Below are 25,043 nucleotides of genomic sequence, written 5' to 3'. Positions count from 1 at the left end.
GCCAAACCGCGTCACTTAGCGGCGCGAACGGTGTCCCTCTGGTGGAAGCTGTTGCCGAGGGGTGAGCCCGCTCATCGTGAGCGACGACATGTTCTTCCGGGAATTCCCGGAAGACGGGGATCGTTGCATAGGGTGAGCATCACTCTGGCTCTTAACCACCGGAGCCGACTGAAAGGACGTCATCATGGCCGACCGTGTACTCCGTGGAAGCCGGCTGGGAGCGGTCAGCTACGAGACCGACCGGAACCACGATCTCGCCCCGCGCCGCACGGTGCGGTACGCGTGCCCGAAGAACCACGAGTTCGAGGTGCCCTTCTCCGACGACGCGGAGATCCCGTCCGTGTGGGAGTGTCGCCTGCACGGCAGCGAGTCCGAGATCGTCAACGGCGGGCAGCTCGAGCAGAAGAAGGTCAAGCCTCCGCGCACGCACTGGGACATGCTGCTGGAGCGGCGCTCGATCCCGGAGCTGGAGGATCTGCTGAACGAACGGCTGGCCGAGCTCAAGGGCCGCCGGACGAGCCGCTCGGCGTAGCTGGCCGGTACCACCACGAAACACGAGCAGGCCCCCGCGTCCTCCCGCCGCGGGGGCCTGCTCGTGTCTTCGGACCGCGTGGCTAGCCGCGGCGCTGCGCCAGGCGGCGCAGCTGGGCGAGCCGGTGCTGGGTGCCCCAGATGCCGACGCGGAGCATGGCCTCGCGGATGATCGAGCCGCTCATCTTCGACTCGCCGATCTCGCGCTCGGTGAAGGTGATGGGCACCTCGACGACCTCGAACCCGGCCCGCAGGGTGCGCCAGGCCAGGTCGATCTGGAAGCAGTAGCCGGTCGAGGCGATCTCGTCCAGCTCCAGCTTCTCGAGTACCGCGCGCCGGTAGGCCCGGAAGCCGGAGGTGTACTCGGTGATCTTGCCGCCGAGGGCGAGGCGGGAGTACAGGTTCGCGCCGCGGGAGAGGATCTCGCGCCGCTTGGGCCAGTTGACGACGCTGCCGCCGGGGACGTAGCGCGAGCCGAGCACGAGGTCGGCGTCTTCGAGCGCGTCGAGCATGCGCGGCAGGTCCTCGGGCGCGTGCGAGCCGTCGGCGTCCATCTCGACGATGGTGGCGTAGTCGCGTTCCAGCCCCCAGCGGAACCCGGCGATGTAGGCGGCCCCCAGGCCGGCCTTCTCGCTGCGGTGCATCACGTGGACGCGCTTGTCCTCGGCGGCGAGCTCGTCGGCCAGCTCGCCGGTGCCGTCGGGGCTGCCGTCGTCGACCACGAGCGCGTGCACCGACGGCAGGCTTTCGTGCAGCCTGCGCAGGATGGGCGTGAGGTTCTCACGCTCGTTGTAAGTCGGGATCACCACCAGAACCGGCTCGATCGGTCGTGCTGCCCGTGGCGCCTGCGCCATCCGTGTCCTCCCTCGGCGGGAGTCCTCATCCCGCCCCGGTTGCTCGCGTGTCCTCGGCGCCTGCGCGCCTGGTGCGCAGACGGATTCCGAGGCCGGCGAGCACCGCCGCCAGCGCGGCGCCGACCTGGCCGTACTCCGTCCACGCACCGAGTCGATCCGACAGCGTAGTCGTGTCTCGCAGCGGCACGCGCCCGACCAGGGATGCGGCGGTGAATTCGCTGGTCGACTGCGTGATCGAGCCATCGGGGGCGACGATCGCGCTGACCCCGCTGGTGGCGGAGACCACCACGGCCCGGCTGTGCTCGACGGCGCGCAGGCGGGCCATCGCGAGCTGCTGGTAGCTCATCTCGCTCTGGCCGAACCAGGCGTTGTTGGTCGGCACGACGATCAGCTGGGCGCCGAGGTCGACGGCGTCGCGGGCGACGTTGTCGTAGGCGACCTCGTAGCAGATCGGCGTGGCGACCTTGGTGCCGGCGACGTCGAGGACGGCGGGCCGGTTGCCGGGGGTCATGTCGCTGGTGGTGTCGATGAAGGGGGTGACCCACTGGGCGATGGCGCGCGCGGGGACGTACTCGGCGAAGGGCACCAGCTCCTGTTTGGAGTACCGCTCCCCCGGGCCGGTGGCCGGGTCCCAGACGATCTCGCTGTTCTGCGGGTGGCCGCCGCCCTGGGGCAGGTCGATGGCGCCGATGAGGGTCGGCACGCCGAGGTCGGCGACGGCCTGGTCGAGCACCGGGTCCGGGCCCGCCAGCTGGGTCGCGGTCTCGGGCCAGATCACCAGGTCGGGTTTGGCCACCGCGCCCGAGTGAATCTCCTGGGCGAGGCGCTCGCTCTGCGCGAGGTGGTTCGCCCTGATCGTGGCCGATTCCTCCATCAGGTCGAGCCCGGCGTCGGGAGCGTTGCCCTGCACCGTGGCGACGGTGAGGCTGCCGGTCTGCGCGCCGGTGCCGATCGTCGGCCACAGCGCGAGCCCGGCCACGACCGGCAGCACGACGGCGACGGCGGGCAGGACCGAACGGCGCCAGTCGCGCCGGCGCAGCCGCGCCACCAGCGCGGGCACGGCGAACCCGGTGAGCACGACGGCGAACCCGACCAGTGGCGCCCCGCCGATCGAGGCGAGTGGCAGGTACGCGCCTTCGGGCTGGCTGAAGGCGACCCGGCCCCAGGGGAACCCGCCGAGCGGCCACCAGGTGCGCGGGGTCTCGGTGGCGATGATGACCATGCTCATCCACACCGGGGCCCAGGGCAGCCGTGCGGCGAGGGTGCACAGGGCGCCGCCGACGCCGAGGTAGGCGGCCAGCGCCGCGGAGAGCCCGAGCCAGGGCCACGGGCCGAACTCGACGCCGAGGAAGTCCTCCAGCCAGGTCAGCAGCGGCAGGTAGAGCGCGAGGCCGAACACGAAGCCGTAGCCCAGCCCGCCCCACAGGCGTCGCCCGCGCAGGACGAAGGCGAAGCCGGCGAACCCGATGGGCGCGAGCCACCACAGCGGGCGCGGCGCGAAGCTGAGGTAGAACACGAAGCCCGAAGCCGCCGCCAGCACCAGGCGCAGCAGCCATGGCCGCCAGGCAAGGCGCCGGGACTTCGGGGTTTCGGTCGCCGTGGTCTCCGGCGCGGTTACGGCCACTCCTACGACGATAGCCGCGGCGCGAAGCGCCTCCGTTGAGGGTGGTGGTGGGCGAAGCGGCCGGGGCCTAGGCGGCCGACGTGAACGCGTCGTAGAGCACCTGACCGGCGCGGACCGTGCGCAGGCAGGCCGGCAGCGGAATGCCCGGGTCCAGTGGTGGCAGCGCGGGCACCCGGGAGCGCGGGTCGGTGGACCAGCGCTGGACCCGGGAGTCCGAGGCGGCCACGACGAGCTCGGCGGCGTCCCAGATCGCGTAGTGCGCGGGCGCGCCGGGCACGAGGCTGCCGGTGATGCCGTCGTTGACCCCGGCGGCGCGGTGCCCGCCGCGGGTGTGGGCGTTGAACGCGGCGCGCGCGGACAGCCCGGACCCCGGGGTGTGGTGGTGCACCGCGGCGCGGACGCTCGCCCAGGGGTCGAGGGAGGTGACCGGGCTGTCCGAGCCGAACGCGAGCAGCACGCCGTTGGCGGCGAGGGTCGCGAACGGGTTGAGCGCGGCGGCCCGTTCGCCCAGGCGGGTGGCGTACATCCCGTCCGCGCCGCCCCACAGGGCGTCGAACTGGGGTTGCATCGAGCCGGTGACGGCCCAGCCCGCGAGCAGCTCGGCCTGGGCGGGGTCGACCATCTCGAGGTGTTCGAGGCGGTGCTTCGCGCCGGTGAGCGCCCGCCGGCCGACGGCCTTCTCGGCGAGCTGGAAGCCGCGGACGACCTCAGTGACCCCGGCGTCGCCGATCACGTGGAAGCCGGCCTGCAGGCCCGCTTCGGTGCAGGTGACCACGTGCGCGGCGATGGCATCGGCGTCGAGGTAGCGCGCGCCGGTGCTGGTGGGGTGGTCGGTGTAGGGATCGCGCAGGGCCGCGGTGTGGGAGCCGAGGGCGCCGTCGACGAACAGGTCGCCGGCGAGGCCGCGCAGCCCGTGCCGGCGCGCGAGGTCGACCGCGCCCGTCTCGCCCCAGTAGCCGGTGACCTCGGGCCGTCCGGGCTCGGCGGCCAGGGCGAGCAGGTCGGCGAGGTCGGCTTCGCCGGAGATGTCGGGCCCGGCGCATTCGTGGACGCTCACGATGCCGCGTTCGGCCGCGCGGCGCAGGAAGGCGTCCTGGGCACGGCGGCGCTGCTCGCCGGTGATCGCCGCCTGCATGGCGGTGCGGACGCGGTGGTGGGCGTCGCGGGCGAGCGGGCCTTCCGGCGACCAGCCCTCGGCGTCGCGGGCTTCGGGGGCGAGGTCCACCAGTGCGGTGGAGACGAGGGCCGAGTGCACGTCGACGCGGCTGAGGTAGACCGGGGTGCCGCCCACCGCGTCGTCGAGGTCGGCTCGGCTGGGCAGGCGCGGGTCGGTCCAGCTGGACTCGTCCCAGCCGTGGGCGATGAGCACCTCGCCGGGGCGCACGGCCGCGCGGACCGCGGCGAGCAGGTCGGCGGCGCCGCGGACCCCGGTCAGGTCGAGGCCGGTCAGGTGCAGGCCGGTGGCGGTCGCGTGCACGTGGGCGTCGACGAACCCGGGCGCGACGAACGCACCGTCGAGGTCGACCACCTGTGCGCCGGGGTGCAGGGCGCGGCCGGGGCCGTCCTGCCCCACCCAGACCACGGTGTCCCCGGTGACCGCCATGGCGGTCGCGTCGGGCGAGCTCGGGGAGTGGATCCGCCCGCCGACCAGAAGCGTCGTGTCGTTCACGGTGTCGAGTCTGCCTGATCGGATGCGACGGCAATATTTACGCCGTATTGTCACTTTGACGGGAGATTTTCACGCGAACTCGCCGACAAGGAGTACAGATGACTGCAATCCAGGACGCTGTCTCGCCTGCCGACACCTACGGCCAGCCCTACGTCTACGAGCGCGAGGAGCTGGTCGAGCCGGACTGGTGCCGCTTCCCCGGCTGGCGAGACGTCACCGAGGCGCAGTGGCGGGACGCGCAGTGGCAGCGGGTGCACTGCCTGCGCAACATCAAGCAGCTGCGCGCGGTGCTCGGGGACCTGGTGGACGAGCGGTTCTTCGACGACCTGGCCGCCGACCAGCGGGAGCTGGCGACGATGTCGATGCTGCTGCCGCCGCAGATGCTCAACACGATGAACGCCGGCTCGACCGAGGCGTTCTACGCCGACCCGGTCCGCCGCTACATGCTGCCCGTGCGCAGCGACCGCGACCAGGCCTGGCCGAGTCACCCGCACTCGGCGCGGGACTCGCTGCACGAGGCGGAGATGTGGGTGGCCGAGGGGCTGACCCACCGCTACCCCACCAAGGTGCTGGCCGAGCTGCTGTCCACCTGCCCCCAGTACTGCGGGCACTGCACCCGGATGGACCTCGTCGGGAACTCGACCGAGCAGGTGGCCAAGCACAAGCTCGAGCTCAAGCCCGTCGACCGGCAGGACGCGATGATCGACTACCTGCGGCGCACGCCGGGCGTGCGGGACGTGGTGGTCTCCGGCGGCGACGTGGCGAACGTGCCGTGGCACCAGCTCGAGTCGTTCCTGATGCGGCTGCTGGACATCGAGACCGTGCGCGACATCCGGCTGGCGACCAAGGCACTGGCCGGGCTGCCGCAGCACTGGCTGCAGCCGAAGGTGGTCGAAGGGCTGGAACGGGTCGCCGGCACCGCGCAGCGGCGCGGGGTGAACCTCGCGATCCACACCCACGTCAACCACGCCCGGTCGGTCACCCCGCTGGTCGCGGAGGCCGCCCGCACCGCGCTCGACGTCGGGGTGCGGGACGTGCGGAACCAGGGCGTGCTGATGCGCGGGGTGAACGCCACGCCCGCGGCACTGCTGGACCTGTGCTTCGCACTGCAGGGTGAGGCGAACATCCTGCCGTACTACTTCTACCTGTGCGACATGATCCCCAACGCCGAGCACTGGCGGGTCGCGGTGTGGGAGGCGCAGGAGCTGCAGCACGCCATCATGGGCTACCTGCCCGGCTACGCGACCCCGCGCATCGTGTGCGATGTGCCCTACGTCGGCAAGCGCTGGGTGCACCAGCTCGCCGAGTACGACCGCGAGCGCGGGATCTCCTACTGGACGAAGAACTACCGCACCGGCATCGAACGCGAGGACCCGGACGCGCTGCTGCGCCGCTACCCGTACTACGACCCGATCCCGACGCTGCCCGAGTCCGGTCGCCTCTGGTGGGAAAACCAGCGAAGCTGAGCCGGACTGTTTTATCGTGGCGCCCGGGGGTGTGCCGATGGACACGGAACGGGTGCTGGTCGTCGGCGGCGGCATCGCCGGGACGGCCACCGCGCTGGGCCTGCAGCGCGCCGGGTTCGAGCCGGTGGTGTTCGAAGGCCATCCCGACAGCGGCGAGGACATCGGGGCGTTCCTGGCCCTGGCCCGCAACGGCACCGTGGCGCTGTCCCAGCTGGGGGCGGCGAAGGCGGTCGCCAGGGCCGGGTTCGCCCTGCACACCTTGGAGTTCGCGGGCAACGAGCGGGCGCTGGAGGGGTACCGGTGCCTGCGCCGCGCCGAGCTGAGCCGGGTGTTGCAGGCCGAGGCCGTCCGGCGGCGCATCCCGGTGCACCACGGCAAACGGCTCGTGTCGGCGACCGAGGACGCCGACGGGGTGACGGCCCGCTTCACCGACAGCGGGATCGCCCGCGGTGACCTGCTGATCGGGGCGGACGGGCTCAACTCGACCGTGCGGGGGCTGATCTGCCCGGGAGCGGCGCCGCGGTACGCGGGGCAGCAGGTGTTCTACGGCTACAGCCGCCAGCCCCGGCCGCCGTGCGAACCGGGACGCATGGTGATGGTGCGCGGCAGTGCGGTCGCGTTCGGGTTCGCCGTCTCCCCCACCGGCGAGACGTCCTGGTTCGCCCGGGTGGACGGCGAGGAGCTGCCGGCGTCGGCGCGGCCGGGCCCGCACTGGCGGGAGCGGCTGCTGGAGCTGCTGCGCCCGGACGACACGCCGTGCGCGGACATCGTCGCCGCCACCCGGGGCCCGTTGCTGGGCACGAACGCGCGGGACCTGCCCGGCGTGCGGCGATGGCGCACCCGCCGGATGCTGGTGATCGGCGACGCCGCCCACGCCGCGTCACCCGCGACCGGGCAGGGCGCGTCGATGGCACTGGAGGACGCCGTGGTGCTGGCGAAGGCGATGCGGGACACGGAGAACCCGCTGGAGGCCTACGAGCGGTTGCGCCGCCCGCGCGTCGAGCACAACATCGCGGCCAGCGCGCGGATGACAGCCCGCCTGCCACCGCCGGCGGACCCGCCGCCGGTCAGCGACGACGAGCTGGCGCGCCAGCTGGACTGGTCCCGGCCGCTCGAGCTGTCCGGGCGCTGAGAGGGCAGGGCCGCAGGCGACAATGGGGGCATGACCCTGTCCGCCGACTGCTCGTCCTGCTTCGGGCTCTGCTGCGTCGCCCTGCCGTTCTCCGCTTCGGCCGACTTCGCCGTCGACAAGGCCGCCGGCACCCCGTGCACCAACCTGCGCCACGACTTCCGCTGCGGCATCCACGCCCAGCTGCGCGAGCGGGGTTTCGCCGGCTGCACCGTCTTCGACTGCTTCGGCGCCGGGCAGCAGGTCTCGCAGGTGACCTTCGGCGGGCGGGACTGGCGGCAGGATCCCGCTGCGGCGCGGCGGATGTTCGCCGTGTTCCCCGTCATGCGCCAGCTGCACGAGCTGCTGTACTACCTGACGGAGGCGGCCGCCCTCCCGGCGGCCGCGCCGATCCGGGAGCGGCTGCGCACAGCGCTGAAGGACACCGAGCGCCTCACCGGCACCGGGCCGGACGAGCTGGCCGCGCTCGACGTCGGCGCCGTCCGTGCCGGCGTCAACGAGCTGCTGCTGCGGGCGAGTGAGCTCGCGCGGGCAGAGGTGCCGGGCCGCAAGAAGAACCACCGGGGCGCCGACCTGATCGGGGCGAAGCTCAAGGGCGCGAACCTGCGGGGCGCCTCGCTGCGGGGCGCCTACCTGATCGGCGCGGACCTGCGCGCGGCCGACCTGCGGGCGGCGGATCTCATCGGCGCCGACTTCCGCGGCGCGGACCTGCGGGGTGCCGACCTGACCGGCAGCATCTTCCTCACCCAGGCGCAGCTGAACGCGGCGAAGGGCGACGCGGCCACGAAGTTGCCCGCCCCGCTCACGCGTCCCGCGCACTGGGTTTCCGCAGGAACTTCTTCAGCCGGGTCAGCGGCCAGGTGTTGATCACGTCATCCGGGGTGAGCCAGCCGCGCTGCGCGGTGCCCACGCCGTAGCGGATCTGGGCCAGGTCGCGGGTCGAGTGCGCGTCGCTGTCGATCGCGAACTTCACCCCGTACCGCTTGGCGTGCAGGATGTGCTCGTCGCGCACGTCGAGCCGGTCGGGGAACGAGTTGACCTCGAGCGCGGTGCCGGTGCGGGCGCAGGCGCGGAACACCTCGTCGAAGTCGGCGTCGACCGGCGCTCGGTGCCCGATCTGCCGTCCGGTGAGGTGGCCGAGGATGTTGACGTGCGGGTTCTCGCAGGCCCGCACGAGCCGGCGGGTGGTGTCGGCGCGGGACTGGGTGAACGCGGAGTGCACCGAGGCGACGCACAGGTCGAACCCGGCGAGGAACTGCGCGGGCCAGTCGACGCCGCCGTCCGGGTCGATGTTCAGCTCGGTACCGTGCAGCAGCCGCATTCCCGACCGCCGGTCCAGCGCTCGGACCCGTTCGCGCTGCGCGAGCATCTTCTCGTCGGACATCCGCTGCATGAACAGGTTCGGCGCGTGGTCGGTGATCGCGTAGTAGGCGTAGCCGCGGGCGGCGGCCGCGTCGAGCATCTCCTCCAGCGGCGCGATCCCGTCGGTGAGGTCGGTGTGCGTGTGCAGGTCGCCACGCAGGTCCTGCTCCCGCACCAGCTCCGGCAGCTCGCCGCGCAGGGCGGCCTCGATCTCGCCGCGGTCCTCGCGCAGCGGCGGCGGGATCCACGGCAGCCCGAGTCGCTGGTACACCTCCTCCTCGGTGCGCGACACGATCAGCTCGCCGGTCTCCACGTCGAACAGGCCGTACTCGGAGAGCTTGAGCTTGGCGCGCACGGCGATCTCGCGGGTGCGGATGTTGTGCGCCTGCGAGCCGGTGAAGTACTGCAGCGCCGCGCCCCACGACTCCGGTGGGACCACCCGCAGGTCGACCTGCAACCCCCGCCCGGTGCGGATCGAGGTCTTCTTCTCCCCGCTCGCGATCACCTCGGCGACCACGGCCAGCTCGCGGAAGGCGGCCATCAGCGGCGCGGAGTCCGCGGCGGCGGCGAGGATGTCGACGTCGCCGATCGTCTCGCGGAACCGGCGCAGCGACCCGGCATAGGTGCAGCGCACGCAACCGTCGACGGAGGAGAGCCGGGCGACGATCTCCTCGGCCAGCTCCATCGCGACATCGATCAGCACCCGGCCGCCGGACTGCCGCAGCAGCTCGACGCCGTGCAGGATGTTCTCCTCGGTCTTGGGACCGAAGCCCTTCAGCTCGCGCAGCCGTTCGTCGTGGATGGCGTCGACGAGCTGCTCGATCGAGGAGATGCCCAGGTCCCGGTAGAGCAGCATCGCCTTCTTCGGGCCCAGGGTCGGGATCTCGATCAGCTCGCGGACCCCGGCCGGGATGCGTGCGCGCGCCTCCTCGACGACCGCGACGCTACCGCGCTCGAAGTACTCGGCGATCTTGTCCGCGATCGAGCGGCCGACGCCCGGGATCGCGCGCAGCTGCTTGAGGTCGAGCTTCGACAGGTCGTCGTGGTGGCCCGCGACCGCGCGGGCGGCCTTCTCGTAGGCGCGCGCCTTGAACGCGTCGCCGCCGGTGATCGCCAGGAGGTCGGCGTACTCCCGCAGCAGCGCTTCGACCTCCTCGTTGGCCCTGGGCACAGTTTGAATGTAGCTGCGACGCGCAGGGTCACCGTTGAGGTGGCGGTGAGGAAGCGGCCCGCCGGAGAGAGCCGGCGAGTTTCTTGTCCCGGCCGATGCGGACGAGCGCGGCCGCGAACGCGGCGAGGTCGCCGCCGTCGACGAGCTCGGCCAGCCGGTCCGGTTTCGCCGGCAGGCCGAGGCGTTCGGCGCCTTGGCGGGCCTTGCCGTCGAAGTACGGGCGCAGGTCGGGCCAGACCTGCTGGGCCTCGCGGCAGAAGATGTCCACGCCGACCGGCCCGAGCCGGGGGAACTCGCGCAGCAGCTCGCCCAGCGCGGCGCGGTCGGCTGCCTGGCGGTGCAGCTTGCGCAGGTCGCCGCCGTACTTGTCGAGCAGCAGCCGCGCGCCGTCGCCGAGCGCGGTGGCGGTGCTCTCGTCGTAGCGGACGTAGTGCCCGCGCCCAGCGCGTCGACCCGCTCCTGCCAGCTCGCGTCCGCCATCCGTTGCGGTGTGCCGAGCCCGGCGTCGACCAGCTCCCGCGTCGCCGCGATCGCGATCTTCGCCTGGATGCGCGCGGACAGCAGCACCGACAGCACCAGCAGCCGGTACAGCGGGGCCGGCGTGTCGGCGAGCTTGATGCCCGCCTCCGCCGCGTAGGTCTGCCCGGCCTTGTCCAGGACCTCTCGCACCTTCGCCATGTCGTCGGCGTACCCGCGTTCAGCGGGCGGTACTCCCCCTGTGCGCTGCCGAGGTGAGCCCGCCGAGCGCGAGCAGGCCGTCCTCGAGGGCACCGGTGCTGTCGCAGTGGTGGGTGGCCGCTTCGGCCATCGCCTTCCACCGCTCGGGTTCGGCGATCAGCTCGCGCACCGCGTCGCCCAGCTCGCCGTCGGTCTCGCAGACGATCGCCAGCCCGGCGTCGGCCATCAGCTGCGCGTTCGCGCGCCCGTGCGCGGCGATGGGCCGGTGCATCAGGACCGGGCGGCCGCAGGCGAGCGCCTCCAGGCCGGTGGCGCCACCGGCGTTGGTGACGACGACGTCGGCGGCGATGGTGTGCGCCGCCATCTCGTCGGTCCAGCCGAGCAGCCGCAGCCGCGGCTCGCGGTCGGCCAGCGGCTGCAACCGCCGCTTGAGCTGGTCGTTGCGCCCGCACACCACCACGGGGACGACGTCGGGGTGCGCTTCGAGCAGCTCCTTCGCGGCGTCTTCTACGTCGCCGAAGCCCAGCGAACCGCACGACACGAGCGCGACGAACGCCTCCGGTGGCAGGCCCAGGTGCTGGCGGGCGGTGTCGCGATCACCGGGGCGGAACGCCGCCCGCACCGGCGGGGCCGACACCGCCACCTTCGCCCGCGGCACGCACTTGAGTGCCGGGGGCACGGCCTGCTCGTGCATCACGAGGTTGAGGTCGAGGTCGCCGTAGACCCAGAACGGGTGCGGGGCGAAGTCGGAGATCCACGCCCCGACCGGCGCGTCCAGCCGGTGGTGGCGGCGCAGCCAGTCCAGCCCGGCCGAGCCGAGCGGGTAGGTGGACAGCACCAGGTCGGGCCCGTAGTCGTCGACCCTGCGGGCCAGCCGCCTGCCGCACCACACCCCCACGAACCGCTTCGACGCCGTCGCGAACCACCGGTGCCGCCACAGGGAGCGGTAGAAGAACTCGTACAGCCACGGGGTGCGCTGCACGTTGGACACGTAGATCCAGCGGAACAGCGGGCCCACCCCGGCGCCCATCACGTCGAGCGCGTCGAGCCACGTCACGGCCGCCTCGGGCCACAGCCGGTGCACGGCGTCCTCCAGCGCCCGCCCCGTCGCGTTGTGCCCCTCACCCATGGCCGCCGAGACGACCAGCACCTTGTTCATGCCGTCCCTTCCGAAGCGTTCAGCGGAACGTCCGGGTCAGCCCCCGACTGGGCGCGGGCGAGATGTTCCGCACGACTGGCCAGCAGCGCGATGCCCACGAGGATCACCACGCCCGCGACCGCCTCGCCGGCCAGTGCCCACGGCGACGCGTTCGCGGTCTCCCCCATCCACCACACACCGATCCCCACGCCGACCAGCGGGTCGAGCGCGGTGATCACGGCCAGCGCCGGGGTGAGGAACCGGCCCTGCTGGAAGGTGTTCTGACTGAGCAGGAACCCCAGTGGCCCGATGACGCACACGAGGTAGAGCGTCCAGTTCTGGAACGGCTCGGCCAGCCCGTCGCGCGCCTGCCCGGCGACGACCTTCATCAGCCCCGCGGTCACCCCGTACAGGACGCCGGTGGCGACGGCCAGGCCCAGCACGCGCAGGGAGTGGTGGAACAGCACGGACACCACGAGCGCGACCACGGTGACGGTGCCCAGCACGATCGCCAGCGGCAGCGGCCGGGTCGCGGCGGAGAACCCCGCGGACTCGCCGCTGGGGCGGGCGACGACCAGGAACCCGGCCAGTCCCGCCACGCACACCAGGGCGCCGGCCACCATCACCCGGTCCAGCGGCCGGCGCTCGAGGCGGGCCGAGATGACCCCGGCGAACATCAGCGAGGTGATCAGCAGCGGCTGGACCACCAGCAGCGGGGCGAACGCGAGCGCCACCAGCTGCAGAGCGAGCCCTGCGCCGGTGGCGACCATGCCGATCAGCCACAGCGGCCGGTGCGCGAGCCCACGCAGCAGACCGGGGTCGAGGATGCGGCTTACTTCGACTTCCTTGGTCGCACGTGCCTGCGCGGCACTGGCCAGTCCCATGCTCGCCGCGCCGACGACGGCGGCCGGCACCGCCAGCAGCAACGAGGTGCCGCTCGCCGACACCATGCGCCCTCCCGGTGGGGTGGCTGTGAAGTTTCGCTGCTGACCTTACAGAATTTCAGCCGCGGCGCGCCCGGGACACGTGGGCGAGCAGGCGGCCGCCGAGGATGAGGCAGTCCGCGCAGATCACGGCCTCGCCCTGCACGCACCGCATCCGGGGCAGCGGGCGGCTGCGGCGCAGGAGGTCTCGGCGCTCGCCGCGGCCGCAGAACTCACACGGATCACCGGGCGCGGTCACCAGCCGGGCCAGCTTCAGGTCCCCGAGGATGCGCTCCTGCCCGTCCTGGCACAGCTTGCGGCCCGCGTCCAGGCACTCGGGACAGATGGGGCCCAGCGGGCCCGGTGCGCGGTAGCGACCCTCGGTTCCCGGCTGCTCGCAGAACCGGCATGGCGCGGTCCGGGCGTTGACCAGCCACTGGGTCGTCTCTGTCGCGTTGATCATGCCGGTCGTGTCGATGGCCTCGGCAGTCATGCCCCGCGCGTCCCTTCCCGCTCACACTCCCTGGTCAGGGGGTTCCACATGCACGAGCGGGCAAACCTCTCCCAAACTGCTTACGCTGGGCAACGATTCGGGGAGAAACCGCCGCAGAACAACACGTTCGGGGTAGCGTTCCCCGTCATGCGAGAACCGAGGGGGGTCTCCCTGCCGTGGTCGCGCGCGGCGAGAGCCGCGTTGTCGAGCAAGCTCACCTTGGTCGTCGCCGGGTTCACCGCGCTGCTGTCGTGCTTCCTCGCGACCTCGGCCGTGCTGATCGCCTCCGCAGCCGGCGGCGCGGCCACCGACTACCAGGCCACCACCGCGTGTCCCGATTCCTACGGCCCGGTGTTCTCCCGCGCCTCCCTCCCCGTCGCCAAGGCGCCCGCGGTGATCCAGACCATCCAGCGCCAGGCCGCGGCCCACGGGTTCCCGCAGCCGGTCGTCTCGATGTACACCGGGACGCTGTTCGCCGACATCGGGCCCGCCGAGCGGCGCAAGTTCGTCCTCGGCTACCGCGACGAGGGCACGGCGCACCTGCAGCCGGTCCAGCAGGGCAGCGGGCAGGGGCTGTGGGTGGGCGACGACCTGACCCGGTTCGACCCCGTCAAGCCCGGTGACGCGGTCGCGGACGGGCTGCTGCCGCCGGTCGCCGGGGTCTACCACGCGCTGTCGGTGCCGCCGCCGCGCTGGTGGTGCTCGCAGCAGAACAACGCGACCGTCTACCTCTACGCCAACGACCCGCTCAACACGATCGCGTTCGCCAGCGACCGGAAGACCTTCACCGACACCGTCGCCAAGCTCAGGCTGCCGGTGCTGTCGAACCTGTCGGTCTCCTTCTACCTGGACCCGCCGCGCACCACGGAGCAGGCGCGCACGGACCTCGACCGCTCGCACGAGCTGATCGCCGCGGTCACCGCGGACCTGTACCGGCAGGGACTCGGCGACAGCGTCGCGATGCAGGCCCCGTTCGAACGCTCGGCGCAGCTGGCCGAACAGGCACAGTCCAATGTGCTCGTCTCGATCCTCCCGCTGGCCGCGATCAGCGTCCTGGTCGGCTGCGGCGGGATCGCCGTGGTGGCGCTGCAGTGGTACCAGCGGCGGCGCGCCCAGGTCCGGCTGCTCGCCGCGCGCGGCGCCGGCCCGGTCGCCCTCGGCGGGCTCGCGGTCGCCGAGCTCGGCCTGCCCGTGCTCGCCGGGGGCGTCGTCGGCGGGCTCGTGGGCCGGTTCTCCCTCCCCCTCTACGCCCCGCCGGGACATCTGGCCCCGGGACCCCGGCTCGCGGCCGCCGGCATCGCGCTCGGCGTGCTGGTGGTGTCGCTGGTGCTGCTCGCGGTCGTGGCCGGGGTCCGGGCGCACCGCGACTTCCAGGTCGGCCGGGTGCCGCGACCCGGCGTGCCACGGCGGCTGCTGGTGCTGTTCCCGTGGGAGCTGGTCACGGCCGGGCTCGCGCTGCTCGGCTGGACCCGGCTGGCGGACTACGGCGCGTCCTCCCGGCTGGGCACCCCGCTGCCGCAGATCAACTCGCTCGCGCTGACCTATCCCGTGTTCGTGGTGCTGACCGCCGGCCTGGTCGCGGCGCGCGTGGTGTGGCTGCTGCTGCGCGCGTCGCACCGGGTGCGGCTGTGGTCGAAACCGCCGCTGCAGCTGGCGATCCGGCGGCTCGCCGGTGCGCGGGCCCCGGTCACCGGGGTGCTGGTGATCGGGGTCCTCGCGATCGGCACCCTCGCCGCGGGCAGCGGTATCGCCGCGGGGCAGCGCAGCGCGCTCGACGCCAAGAGCGGCACCCTCGTCGGCGGTGCGAGCAGGGTGGACGTCGAGACCGCGGTCGGGCTGGGCGACAAGCCGCTGCCCGCCGCGATCGCCGGGGACAGCACCATCGCCGGGCGCACGAGCGGCACCGGCAGCGTGGTGTTCGTGGTGGACCCGGCGAGCTTCGCCACCACCGCCTACCTCGGCTCGCTGCAGCAGCGGGTCGCCGAGCTGCTGCCGAAGCTCGCCTCCCCCGTGCCGGGCGGGCTGCCCGCGATCCGCATCGGGCACACGGCCGGGCAGTCCGCGAGCATGCCCGGGCTGCCACCCGCGGTCACCGTCGCCGACCTGCCCTGGTTCCCCGTGCTGGGCGGCAGCCAGGGCTATGTCGTGTCGCGCAGCGCGCTCACCCCGGCGCAGCTGGCCGCCATCCCGCAGTGGAGCCTGCTGTCGAAGGCGCCGCTGGAGCAGGTGTCCGCGGCGTTGTCGGGCGCCGGGCTGGTGCAGGTCAACCGGACCAGCCGCGACAGCGCGCTCGACGCCCTGCCGTTCTACGTCGTGGAGTGGACGTTCTCCTTCGTCACCCTGCTCGGTGGGGTGCTCGGCGTGGTCGCGGTGCTGGCCCTGCTGGTCGCGGTCGAGGTGCGGCGGCGGCAGAACGCGCTCGCCGGGGCGCTGGTGCTGCGGATGGGCATGGGGGTGCGGGCGCTGTTCGGCAGCCATCTCATCGAGCTGGGCGCGCTCGCCGGGCTGGCCACCCTCGCCGGGGTGGCCTGCGGGGTCACCGTGGCGAGCCTGGCCGTGCCGCGGTTCGACCCGGTGCGCTGGCTCGCCCCGCGTTCGGCATTGCCCGACCAGACGACGTTCGTGCTCGCCGTCGCCGCCGTCGCGATCCTGGTGGTGCTGCTGGCGGGCTGGCTCGCGGTGCGTTCGGTGCGCACCGCCAGGACCGCGGAGCTGCTGCGTGGCTGACACCGTGTTCGAGCTCGACCGCGTCGGCGTGGACTATCCCACCCCCGCCGGCACCGTCACCGGTCTGCACGACGTGAGCCTCGCCGTGCCCCGCTCCGGGATCACCGTGTTCGCCGGCCCGTCCGGCTCGGGCAAGTCGACGCTGCTGCGGGTGCTGGGGCTGTTCGAACGGCCCGCGCGCGGCACCCTGCGTTTCGACGGCGTCGACACCGGCGCGTTGCGCCACGCCGGCCGCCGCGCGTTGCGCCGCGAGCATCTCGGGCTGGTGTTCCAGAACCCGTCCGAGAACCTGCTCGACTACCTGAGCGTCGCGGACAACCTGCGTGCCGCCGCCCAGGCCGCCCGCCGCGGCTGCGAGCCGGAACGGATCCTCGAACAGCTGGGGCTCGGCGGTACCGGCGAGTGGGCCGTCCCGGCGCTCTCGGGCGGTCAGCAGCAGCGGCTCGCGTTCGGCTGCGCGCTCGCGCGCGGTTCCTCGGTGATCCTCGCCGACGAACCGACCTCACAGCTGGACGAGGCGTCCGCCGACCTCGTCCTGGACACCCTGCGCTACCTGGCCGAGCAGGACTTCGCCGTGCTGGTGGCCTCCCACGACGACCGGCTCGTCGATCTGGGCACCCGGATCGCGCGGCTGCGCGGCGGCCGGCTGGAAGGGGTCGAGCAGCGATGACCACGCCCGTGCTGCGCGCCTCGGCGCTGCGGCGCCGCTTCGCCCACCCCAGTGGCGACGTCGAGGTCTTGCGTGGGCTGGAGCTGTCCGTCCACGGCGGTGAGCTGGTCACCGTCTCCGGGCGTTCCGGCTCCGGCAAGAGCGCGCTGCTGGCGCTGCTCGGCGGTTTCGACTCCCCCGACTCCGGCCGGGTCCTGCTCGCCGGGCAGCCCATCGACGGTGCCCCGCCGTGGCACACCTGCGCGGTGCTGCCTCAGGCGCTCGGGCTCGCCCAGGAGCTGACCGTGGCCGAGAACGTCGCGCTGCCGCTGCGGTTGCGCCCGGGCAAGGACGTCGTCGAGGACCGGGTCGCGCAGCTGCTGGCGGACCTGGGCGTCGGGCAGCTGGCCGACCGCTACCCCGGCGAGGTGTCGTTCGGCCAGCAGCAGCGGGTCGCGCTCGCCCGCGCGGTCAGCGGGCGGCCGAAGGTGCTGCTGACCGACGAACCGACCGCGCACCTCGACGCCGGGAGCACGCCCGCGGTCCTGCGGCTGCTGCGCCGCTGCGCCGGGGAAGGCGTCGCGGTCATCGTCGCCACCCACGACGACGCGCTGCACGCGATCGCCGACCGCCGCGTGCGACTCGCCGACGGGGTGCTCTCAGCGGCATGATCACCGCCTCACCCGCGCCTCCGTAGACTTCATGGCGATGCGACGGTATCGGTGGTGGATCGGCGGGGGCGTCCTGCTGTTCGTCGTGGGTCTCATCGCGATCTTCGTGTTCTCCGGCCCCGGCACGCCGCCCGGACCGGTGCGGCGCCCGGGCCCGCCCGGCACCGGCCCGCTCACGATCGTCACGATGGGCGACAGCACCCTGTCCGGCGAGGGGGCGGGCGACTACACCGCGGACACCAACGGCACCGGGGGCGACTGGTGTCACCGCTCGCCGAAGGCGACGGTGTTCGACACCGACGTGCCGGGCATCGCCGCGAAGGTCAACCTCGCCTGCTCCGGGGCGCCCGCCGGGCAGGTCGCGCTCGGCGACGTCAAGCAGTGGACCGAGCCCTCGCAGGCCGGGCAGCTGGCCGGGCTGCTGAAGGACCACCGGGTCGCCGTGGTGGTGATCGCCGTCGGCGCGAACGACGACCCGCACTTCTCCGCGCTGATCTCGGACTGCTTCCAGGCGTGGTTCCTGGCGGGCAACGCCCCGTGCAGCAACGCGATCAGGGCGACCTGGCAGAACCGGATCGACGCGATGGTGCCGAAGGTGGTGGGCGCGGTCGCGGACGTCAAGACGGTCCTCGCGCGCGCCGGGTACGAGCCGGGGGACTACCAGCTGGTGCTGCAGTCCTACGCCGCGCCGATCGGCCCGGACATCGCGCCCGACCTGCAGAACCTCAACGGCTGCCCGTTCCGCACCGAGGACCTGCGGTGGGTGCGCGACGAGGGCGTGACAGCGCTTTCCGCGGGCCTCGCGCGCGCCGCGACCCAGACCGGCGCACGGTTCCTGGACCTTTCGCGCGCGGGCCGCGGGCACGAGGCGTGCAGCGGCGGCGCCGACGCGGGCAAGGAGTGGTTCAGCAGGCTCACCCTGCAGCTCAACGACCTCGCCGACGCCGACAGGGCGAGCCATGCGCTGCAGGAGTCGTTCCACCCCAACGCGAACGGCCACGCCGAGATCGGCCGGTGCCTCACCGAGTTCCTCGCCACCGCGCTGCCCTCGGCCGCGTGCCTGTCCGGCTCCGACGGCAACCTCCACGCCGCGGCGAGCGTCGCCACGCCCGGCTAGAGGTCCAGCGCCGCGCGCAGGGCCGCGTCGATCTGCTCCTGGGTGGCCTGGTCGATCTCCGCGACCCGCTCGCGCAGCCAGGGGCGGTAGAGGCGGGTGAGGAACAGCGTCGAGACCCAGAACCGGGAGTCCAGCGGCACCCCGAGGATGTCCTGCGGGTCCTGCTCGAGCAGTTCGGTGCCCAGCAGCCACGGCCGGTCGGACTCGTTCACCCCGTCGGAGGACAACAGGAGCACCGTGCGCTCCCGGGCGGGCTGCGTCGGCGGACGGTAGGCCCAGACCTCACCCTTCCGCACGCAGCTCCTTCTCCGCCGCCGCGACCTCGGCCTCGTCGGCCTTCGCCAGTTTCTCCGGGTCGGCGGCCGGGCGGGCCCGGTATCCGGTGCGGACGGCTTCGCGGCGCGCGGCCTTCGACAGCCACGACGACAGCGACAACCCGTGTGCCTTCGCGGCGCGCTCGGCGTACTCGATCGCCGAGGCGTCGAGCGAGAGCGTCACCTTCCGTGTTGCCATACCTTTTACCGTACTCCTGATGCGGCTAGGAGGACAGCGTCGGCGTGCGGCCCTCGAACGGGGTCGAGAGCACCACCGTGGTGCGGGTGGAGACCTTCGCCGACTCGCGGATCCGTCGCAGCAGGTCCTCCAGCGCCCGCGGCGAGGCCACCCGGACCAGCAGGATGTAGGACTCGTCCCCCGCCACCGAGTAGCAGGACTCGATCTCGGTGATGTGCTGGATGCGCTGCGGGTAGTCGTCCGGCGCGGCGGGGTCGTTCGGGGTCAGCGAGATCAGCGCCGTGAGCGGCAGCCCGATGAGCTCCCCGTCGAGCTGCGCGGTGTAGCCGCGGATGACCCCGCGCTGCTCCAGCCGCCGCACGCGCTGGTGCACCGCGGAGACCGACAACCCGACCCGTTCGGCCAGGTCGGTGAAGCTGCACCGCCCGTCCACCGCGAGCTCACGCGCGATCGCCTGGTCCAGCGGCTCCAGCGGCCCCGTCCCGGTCACGCGGGATCCAGCACGACGAGCTCGTGCGGCTGGTTGTTGAGTGACTCCGCCCCGTCCGCGGTGACCACGACGATGTCCTCGATCCGGGCGCCCCAGCGGCCCGGCTGGTAGATGCCCGGCTCGACGCTGAAGGCCATCCCCGGCTCCAGCGGCAGCGTGTTGCCGCCGACGATGTAGGGCTCCTCGTGCACGTCGAGCCCGATGCCGTGCCCGGTGCGGTGGATGAAGAACTCGCCGAAGCCCGCATCGGTGATCAGGTCGCGGGCCGCCGCGTCGACCTCCTGCGCCGTGACGCCCGGGCGCACCGCCTCGACCGCGGCCCGCTGCGCGCGCTGCAGCACCGCGTAGGTTTCGGTCACGTCCGCGTCGCGCGGCTCGCCCACGGCATAGGTGCGGGTGGAGTCGGAGTTGTAGCCCTCCGGGATCGGCCCGCCGATGTCGATCACCACGACGTCGCCGGGTTCGATGACGCGCCCGGACACGTCGTGGTGCGGGCTGGCACCGTTGGGCCCGGAGCCGACGATCACGAAGTCGGCGAGCGCGTGGCCCTCCGCCACGATCGCGTCGGCGATGTCCGCGCCGACCTGGGCCTCCGTGCGGCCCGGCCGCAGCCATTCGCCCATCCGAGCGTGCACGCGGTCGATCGCGGCACCGGCGCGACGCAGCGCGTCGACCTCGGCAGCGTCCTTGCGCATCCGCAGCTCGCGCACGACCGGGCCGGCGAGGGTCTGCTCGGCGCGGCCGAGCGCGTCGCGGAACGCGAGCACGTGCAGGGCCATGGTGTTGTCGCTGACGGCGACCCGCCCGGTCCGGCCGAGCCGGTCGGCGACCATGCGGTAGGGGTTCTCGCCGTCGACCCAGGTGATCAGCTCGACGCCGAGCTCGTCGGTGGGCACGTGGGCGTAGCCGGGGGCCTCGAGCTTCGGCACGACCAGCGCCGGGACGCCGTCGGCGGGCAGCACGAGCGTGGTCAGCCGTTCGAAGGAGCCGCCCGCTTCGCCGAGCAGATACCGCAGGTCCGAGCCCGGGGCGATGAGCAGCGCGTCGGTCTCGGCGCCCGCTGTCGCCTTCCGCGCGCGCTCCAGCCGGGAGCGCAGGATCGTCGGGTCGAGGGGCGGGCTCTGTGGAGAACGGCGCGACATATCCGAAGAGTAGCCGCCGGGACGCGATCGTCGGCCGAGGGCCGCGCCGCGTGGCGCGACAACGGGCGGTGGCCTTTAGACTCCCCGGGGCCTGCCGCACAACCTCAGGAGCCCATGAAGTCCCGGATCGCCACCAGCCTTGCCCTGACGGCCACACTGCTCGTCGGCTGCGGAAGCACCCCGCGACCGGCGAGCGTGCCACCGGCCCCGGCCGCACCGTCGAGCGCCGCGAGCCCCAGCGCCACCCCGCCCGCCGACGCGTGTGCGGGCGTGATCGCCCAGATGACACCCCGCGAGCGGCTGGCCCAGCTGCTGTTCGTCGGCGTCAGCCCGAGCGATCCCGCCGCCGCGCTGAACGTCGTGCGCAGCGCACAGGTCGGCGGCGTGTTCATCGGCGGCAACGCGACGAACCTGTTGCGCGACAACGCCCTCGAGCCCATCCAGCGGGCCGCGCGGTGGGGCCTGTCGGTCGCCGTCGACGAGGAGGGCGGCCGCGTCCAGCGCATCGACCAGCTCGACGGCCCGATGCCCAGCGCCCGCCGGCTGGCCCGGACGATGACCGTCGAGCAGGTCCGCGCGGCCGGGAGCGAGCGCGGCAGGCAGCTGCGGGCCCGCGGCGTCACCGTCGACTTCGCCCCCAGCCTCGACGTCAGCTCCCAGCCCGACGACGGCCCGATCGGCGACCGCTCGTTCAGCAGCGATCCCGTCAAGGCCCGCGACTACGGCCTCGCGTTCGCCGCCGGGTTGCGCGACGGCGGGGTGACCCCGGTGTTCAAGCACTTCCCCGGGCACGGGCACGCGCAGGGCGACTCGCACCAGGGAGCGGTGACCACCCCGCCGCTGTCGTCCCTGCGCGGCAACGACCTCGTGCCCTACGAAGCCGTCAGCGACTTCGCCGGCGGGGAGGTCATGGTCGGGCACCTCACCGTGCCGGGCCTGACCGGCGGGCAGCCCGCGTCGCTCTCGCCCGCGGCGTACCAGCTGCTGCGCACCGACTACCACTTCACCGGGCCCGTGCTCACCGACGACCTCGGCGCGATGCGGGCGATCACCGCCAGCTACCCCCTGCCCGACGCCGTGCTGCACGCCCTGCTCGCCGGGGCCGACCAGGCGCTGTGGTCCTCCGGCGGGAACGTGGGCCCGGTGCTGGACCGCCTGGCGCAGGCACTGGCTTCCGGGGAGCTGCCCGCCGCGCGTGTCGACGAGGCGCTGCACCGGGTCCTGCCGGCGAAGCGGGCGTGCTGAGTCAGCCTTCGTCGAACACGATCTGTTCGGGCGCGACGGTCAGCTCGATGCTCTGCCGACGCACCTTCACCAGGGTCTCGAGTTCGGTCGAATGCCCGTCGGGCACGGTGAACAGCCGGTCGTCGCGGGTGTCGAGGTAGTCGGCGAACCCCGACAGCGACACGCCGCCGGTCTCGTCCAGGCCGAGGTAGTCCACCAGCCTGCGGAACAGCTTCGGCAGGATCACCAGCTCGTCGCGCAGCTGCGTGCGTGACTTCAGCCGGAACCCGCCCGCCGTCACGTCCGCCGCCCACAACCCCTTGCCCGCGTCGCGTGCCGCGACCGCCGCGCTCGCCATCGCCTCGCGCAGGTCGACGTAGAGCAGCGAGTAGAACGTCGGATACACCAGCCCTGCCTGGAGCAGCGCGTAGTTGGCCGACGGCCGCAGCCCGCGCACGTCGAGGCGCACCTGGCCACCGTCGGCGGTCCGGCCCGAGCGCTGCCCGGGGAACGCGAACGCCACGGCGCGCCCGTACTTGTCGGCGAAGCGGGTCAGGATGTGCCCCGGCACCTGCTCGGGCGTCGCCGCCGTCACCGTGCCGTCCTCGTCCCGCTCGACCGTGCGGAAACCCAGGTGGGACAGCAGGCCGGTGGCCGCGTCCTGCGCGGGAGCGACGGGCTGGCGCCACTGCCCGCCGTGGTTCTGGGCCTGGTAGTGGGTTTCCAGCGCGTCGATGCCGTCGAGGCGCAGCTGCACCCCGCCGCGGGAGTTGAGCCGGACCCGCAGCCCCGCCTTGGTGAACGCGGCCGGGTCGTCGGGATAGAAGCGCACCGAGTCGCCGTCCGGGGACGCGCCGATGATCCGGTAGGAGCCTTTGATGAGAGTCAGCGTCATGGCCTACCCCCTCGGGGAACGGACGTCGCGTCCGGTAGTCGCGCGCGGGCCCCGGCCGTTACGGCAAGGGGGCCCGTTCCGCCTCGCCTATACTGGCCAGTCCTGCCATCGACCCTGGGGACAGCCGCTGTGCCGACCGACGTGACGCTGCGCTGGCGCGGCCGCCCGACCCGCGGCGAACCCGCCGGGCTCCTGCGCGCGCTCGCCCCGCTCACCGCGCGCTACCAGCTCGTCCCGGGGCCGCGCCGGGTGCGGACGGCGTCCTATCTGGACACGGCGGACTGGCGGTTGCGGCGGCGGGGACTCGTGCTGACCCACGAAGGCGCCGCCGGGCCCGGGTCGCTCGTGCTCGGCCCGGACGCGGTCAAGCTCACCGAGCCGCCGGCCTGGCCCGCACGGGCGGAAGCACTGCCCGAAGGGCCGGTGCGGGACGCGGTCGCCGACGCGATGTGGGTCCGCGCGATCGCCCCCAAGATCCGCAGCCGCACCACGTCACGCGCACTCGTGCTCTGCGACGGCGACGGCGAGGAGGCGGCCCGGCTCGACTGGGCCGAGGCCACGACGGTGCACCCGGTCCGGACCGCGCCGGTGGTGCGCGTGACCCTGACCCCCGCGCCCGGGCGGCGCCGCGACGCCAAGTGGATCGTGCGGACGCTGCTGGCGGCCGGCGAGTTCGAGACCGGCGAAGGCACGGTCTACGAGAACCTGCTCGCCGCGTGCGGGCTGCCGGCGAAGCCGCCGCGCTTCCGGATCACCGCCGGGATGCCCGCGGACGCGGCGGTGGCGACGGCGCTGCTCGGGTTCGCCGAGGAGGTCACCGCGAACGTCGAGGGCGCGGTCGACGACATCGACCCGGAGTTCCTGCACGAGCTGCGGGTCGGCGTGCGCCGCACCCGCTCCCTGCTCAAGATCGCCGGGGACGTGCTGCCCGGCGAGCTCGCCCGCCGGTACGCGCAGCGGTTCAAGGACCTGGGCGAGCTGACCAGCCCGACCCGCGACCTCGACGTGTACCTGCTGGAGTTCGACGCCCTCGCGGCGAGCCTGACCGTCGGCGAGCCGGTCGACCTCGCGCCGTTCGGCACGCATCTGCGGCAGCGGCGCGACGCCGAGCGGAAGGCGCTCGTCCGCGGTCTGCGCTCCCAGCGGTTCGTGCGGGCGATCGACAGCTGGCGCGCCGCGCTCACCGGGGTGGCCGAGTCCGGCCGGTCGAAGACCACAGTGGACCAGCTGGCCGCGAACCGGTTGCGGCGCTTGACGAAACGCGTCACGACACAGGCCGCGGCGACCACCCCCGGCTCCCCGGCCGAGCAGGTGCACGACCTGCGCAAGCGGTGCAAGGAACTGCGCTACGCGCTGGAGGTGTTCCGGCCGCTGTGCGACCCGGCGGTGCACCGGGTCGTGCTCGGGGACCTCAAACGGCTGCAGGACGTGCTCGGCGCGTTCCAGGACGGCGAGGTGCAGGCCGAGACCCTGCGGACGCACGCCGGGGAGATGCTCGCGGGCGGCCCGCCACCGGCCGCGACACTGCTCGCGATGGGTGAGCTGCTCGCCGGGTTCGTCCGGCGCCAGCACGAGGCGCGCCGCGAGCTGACGGCCGCGCTGGCGGTTTTCCTCGCCGACGCGGGCCGCTTCGGCGCCCTGCTCCGCTAGACCGAGGTGTGCAGGGGGCCGTGGTTCCAGGTGGTGGCGTCGGTGAGCGCGGCGATCAGGTCGGTGTCCCGGCCGTCGGCGAGCGCGTACTCGCGGTGCAGGTTGAGCACGAGCCGTTCGCTGTCGGGCCAGGCCGCGAACTCGCCGAGGTCACATCGCCGGGCCGCCGCCAGCGGCGTCAGCCCGTCCCGCCTGCCGGCCGCGGCGGTCTCGAGCACCAAGCGGTAGTAGCGCTCGTGCTGGGCGAGCACCCCGGGCAGTTCCGCCGCGCCGAACACCGGCCCGTGCCCGGGCACGACGTGCTCGGCGCCGAACGAGCCCAGCCAGTCCAACGACCGCAGCGCGCCCTCGCCCGAGCCCATGGCCATCATCGGGGTGAGCCCGTGGAACAGCAGGTCGCCGGTGAACAGCACCCGTTCCGCCGGCAGCCACACCACCACGTCGCCGGGCGTGTGCACCGGATAGCCGGGATGGCGCAGCTCCACCCGCCGCGCGCCGGTGTGCAGGGTCAGCTCCGAGCGCAGCACGGTGTCGGGCACGCGGCGGGTCACCGGGCCCCAGTCCGGCAGCGGGGACCAGAACGGCGGGCAGCCCTCGATCATGGGGTCCGCCAGGAGCGCGGCGCGCATCGCCTCGTGCCCGATCAGCACGGTCGAGGCCGGCAGCAGGCTGTTGCCGTAGGTGTGGTCGCCGTGCTGGTGGGTGTTGACCGCCCAGCGCGGCGGGTCGTCCCCGGTCGCGGCGGCGACGGCGGCGAGGAAGCGGCGGGTCCGCTCGGCGGTCGCGCAGGTGTCGACCAAGATCGTGCCGCCCGTGCCGGCGATCGCGCCCGCGTTGTTGACCCACCAGGTGCCGTCCGGCTGCACCCACGCGTACACGCCGTCAACGACTTCCCGCAGCTGCGCCGCGTCCGGTCCCATGGCGCTC

At 73.4% G+C, this 25,043-nt stretch carries 23 protein-coding genes and 1 pseudogene; 10 read left to right on the top strand and 14 right to left on the bottom strand.

The features are described 5' to 3' along the window. Positions 1 to 184: 184 nt before the first annotated feature. Entirely contained in the window at positions 185 to 532 is a 348-nt protein-coding gene (locus LWP59_RS18905; RefSeq protein WP_144639595.1) for an RNA polymerase-binding protein RbpA, read from the top strand. 82 nt (positions 533 to 614) lie between these two features. On the opposite strand, the gene LWP59_RS18900 is transcribed toward LWP59_RS18905, so the two are convergent. From LWP59_RS18900 to LWP59_RS18890, 3 genes are all read right to left on the bottom strand, one after another. Further along, on the bottom strand, positions 615 to 1,385 hold the full coding sequence (locus LWP59_RS18900) for a polyprenol monophosphomannose synthase (protein WP_144639593.1): 771 nt from the start codon (positions 1,383 to 1,385) through the stop codon (positions 615 to 617). A gap of 25 nt (positions 1,386 to 1,410) precedes the next feature. Continuing rightward, positions 1,411 to 3,009, bottom strand: a complete 1,599-nt coding sequence (gene lnt, locus LWP59_RS18895; RefSeq protein WP_144639591.1) for an apolipoprotein N-acyltransferase — start codon at positions 3,007 to 3,009, stop codon at positions 1,411 to 1,413. 67 nt (positions 3,010 to 3,076) lie between these two features. Beyond that, positions 3,077 to 4,678, bottom strand: a complete 1,602-nt coding sequence (locus LWP59_RS18890) for an amidohydrolase (RefSeq protein ID WP_229857537.1) — start codon at positions 4,676 to 4,678, stop codon at positions 3,077 to 3,079. Between the two features lie 98 nt (positions 4,679 to 4,776). On the opposite strand from LWP59_RS18890, the gene LWP59_RS18885 reads away from it, so the two are divergent. The 3 genes from LWP59_RS18885 to LWP59_RS18875 are packed head-to-tail and all read left to right on the top strand — an operon-like array spanning position 4,777 to position 8,140. Then, positions 4,777 to 6,144, top strand: a complete 1,368-nt coding sequence (locus tag LWP59_RS18885; protein ID WP_144639589.1) for a KamA family radical SAM protein — start codon at positions 4,777 to 4,779, stop codon at positions 6,142 to 6,144. A gap of 37 nt (positions 6,145 to 6,181) precedes the next feature. Further along, positions 6,182 to 7,276: an FAD-dependent oxidoreductase gene (locus tag LWP59_RS18880; protein ID WP_144639587.1), complete on the top strand. Its 1,095-nt coding sequence runs from the start codon at positions 6,182 to 6,184 to the stop codon at positions 7,274 to 7,276. Positions 7,277 to 7,306: 30 nt separating this feature from the next. Then, positions 7,307 to 8,140, top strand: a complete 834-nt coding sequence (locus tag LWP59_RS18875) for a pentapeptide repeat-containing protein (RefSeq protein WP_144639585.1) — start codon at positions 7,307 to 7,309, stop codon at positions 8,138 to 8,140. Here the strand turns inward: LWP59_RS18875 and polX are convergent. The 5 genes and pseudogenes from polX to LWP59_RS18850 all read right to left on the bottom strand — a co-directional run bounded on the left by polX (position 8,076) and on the right by LWP59_RS18850 (position 13,038). After that, the gene (gene polX / locus LWP59_RS18870) at positions 8,076 to 9,806 is read right to left on the bottom strand and encodes a DNA polymerase/3'-5' exonuclease PolX (protein ID WP_144639583.1); all 1,731 of its coding nucleotides are present in this window, start codon (positions 9,804 to 9,806) and stop codon (positions 8,076 to 8,078) included. The genes LWP59_RS18875 and polX overlap by 65 nt on opposite strands. Before the next feature lie 28 nt (positions 9,807 to 9,834). Then, positions 9,835 to 10,484, bottom strand: a pseudogene (locus LWP59_RS18865) (endonuclease). Positions 10,485 to 10,503: 19 nt separating this feature from the next. Beyond that, a complete protein-coding gene (locus LWP59_RS18860; RefSeq protein WP_144639581.1) occupies positions 10,504 to 11,643 on the bottom strand; it encodes a glycosyltransferase in 1,140 nt (379 codons plus the stop codon). Then, entirely contained in the window at positions 11,640 to 12,572 is a 933-nt protein-coding gene (locus LWP59_RS18855; protein WP_144639579.1) for a DMT family transporter, read from the bottom strand. Before LWP59_RS18855 ends, LWP59_RS18860 begins: the two co-directional genes overlap by 4 nt. A 52-nt stretch (positions 12,573 to 12,624) precedes the next feature. Then, on the bottom strand, positions 12,625 to 13,038 hold the full coding sequence (locus LWP59_RS18850) for a hypothetical protein (protein ID WP_229857540.1): 414 nt from the start codon (positions 13,036 to 13,038) through the stop codon (positions 12,625 to 12,627). Positions 13,039 to 13,185: 147 nt separating this feature from the next. On the opposite strand from LWP59_RS18850, the gene LWP59_RS18845 reads away from it, so the two are divergent. Genes LWP59_RS18845 through LWP59_RS18830 form a run of 4 tightly spaced genes read left to right on the top strand, consistent with a single transcriptional unit; the run spans position 13,186 to position 18,202 of the window. Then, positions 13,186 to 15,765, top strand: a complete 2,580-nt coding sequence (locus LWP59_RS18845) for an ABC transporter permease (RefSeq protein ID WP_229857542.1) — start codon at positions 13,186 to 13,188, stop codon at positions 15,763 to 15,765. Continuing rightward, the gene (locus LWP59_RS18840) at positions 15,758 to 16,435 is read left to right on the top strand and encodes an ABC transporter ATP-binding protein (RefSeq protein WP_229857544.1); all 678 of its coding nucleotides are present in this window, start codon (positions 15,758 to 15,760) and stop codon (positions 16,433 to 16,435) included. The genes LWP59_RS18845 and LWP59_RS18840 overlap by 8 nt, the downstream gene beginning before the upstream one ends. Next, complete coding sequence (locus tag LWP59_RS18835) at positions 16,432 to 17,085, top strand: ABC transporter ATP-binding protein (protein ID WP_144639575.1); 654 nt, start codon at positions 16,432 to 16,434, stop codon at positions 17,083 to 17,085. The genes LWP59_RS18840 and LWP59_RS18835 overlap by 4 nt, the downstream gene beginning before the upstream one ends. Before the next feature lie 37 nt (positions 17,086 to 17,122). Then, positions 17,123 to 18,202, top strand: coding sequence for a GDSL-type esterase/lipase family protein (locus LWP59_RS18830; RefSeq protein ID WP_144639573.1), 1,080 nt, complete (start codon positions 17,123 to 17,125; stop codon positions 18,200 to 18,202). On the opposite strand, the gene LWP59_RS18825 is transcribed toward LWP59_RS18830, so the two are convergent. Genes LWP59_RS18825 through LWP59_RS18810 form a run of 4 tightly spaced genes read right to left on the bottom strand, consistent with a single transcriptional unit; the run spans position 18,199 to position 20,347 of the window. Continuing rightward, positions 18,199 to 18,498, bottom strand: a complete 300-nt coding sequence (locus tag LWP59_RS18825; protein ID WP_144639571.1) for a hypothetical protein — start codon at positions 18,496 to 18,498, stop codon at positions 18,199 to 18,201. The genes LWP59_RS18830 and LWP59_RS18825 overlap by 4 nt on opposite strands. Further along, positions 18,485 to 18,715: a hypothetical protein gene (locus tag LWP59_RS18820; protein ID WP_144639569.1), complete on the bottom strand. Its 231-nt coding sequence runs from the start codon at positions 18,713 to 18,715 to the stop codon at positions 18,485 to 18,487. The genes LWP59_RS18825 and LWP59_RS18820 overlap by 14 nt, the downstream gene beginning before the upstream one ends. Positions 18,716 to 18,740: 25 nt before the next feature. After that, positions 18,741 to 19,205 (bottom strand): Lrp/AsnC family transcriptional regulator, encoded by a 465-nt coding sequence (locus LWP59_RS18815; RefSeq protein WP_144639567.1) that lies wholly within the window; start codon positions 19,203 to 19,205, stop codon positions 18,741 to 18,743. Next, entirely contained in the window at positions 19,202 to 20,347 is a 1,146-nt protein-coding gene (locus LWP59_RS18810) for a M24 family metallopeptidase (protein WP_144639565.1), read from the bottom strand. Before LWP59_RS18810 ends, LWP59_RS18815 begins: the two co-directional genes overlap by 4 nt. Positions 20,348 to 20,461: 114 nt before the next feature. Between LWP59_RS18810 and LWP59_RS18805 the strand changes: the two genes are divergently transcribed. Next, complete coding sequence (locus tag LWP59_RS18805; RefSeq protein ID WP_144639563.1) at positions 20,462 to 21,592, top strand: glycoside hydrolase family 3 N-terminal domain-containing protein; 1,131 nt, start codon at positions 20,462 to 20,464, stop codon at positions 21,590 to 21,592. Between the two features lies 1 nt (position 21,593). Here the strand turns inward: LWP59_RS18805 and LWP59_RS18800 are convergent, their stop codons facing one another. Beyond that, entirely contained in the window at positions 21,594 to 22,466 is an 873-nt protein-coding gene (locus LWP59_RS18800) for a nuclease (RefSeq protein ID WP_144639561.1), read from the bottom strand. Positions 22,467 to 22,595: 129 nt separating this feature from the next. On the opposite strand from LWP59_RS18800, the gene LWP59_RS18795 reads away from it, so the two are divergent. Further along, entirely contained in the window at positions 22,596 to 24,116 is a 1,521-nt protein-coding gene (locus tag LWP59_RS18795; protein WP_144639559.1) for a CYTH and CHAD domain-containing protein, read from the top strand. On the opposite strand, the gene LWP59_RS18790 is transcribed toward LWP59_RS18795, so the two are convergent. Next, positions 24,113 to 25,036, bottom strand: coding sequence for an MBL fold metallo-hydrolase (locus LWP59_RS18790; RefSeq protein ID WP_144639557.1), 924 nt, complete (start codon positions 25,034 to 25,036; stop codon positions 24,113 to 24,115). The genes LWP59_RS18795 and LWP59_RS18790 overlap by 4 nt on opposite strands. Positions 25,037 to 25,043: the final 7 nt, after the last annotated feature.

The organism is Amycolatopsis acidiphila (assembly GCF_021391495.1).
GTDB classification, from domain to species: domain Bacteria; phylum Actinomycetota; class Actinomycetes; order Mycobacteriales; family Pseudonocardiaceae; genus Amycolatopsis_E; species Amycolatopsis_E acidiphila.
This window is presented reverse-complemented; position numbering and strand designations above follow the sequence as displayed.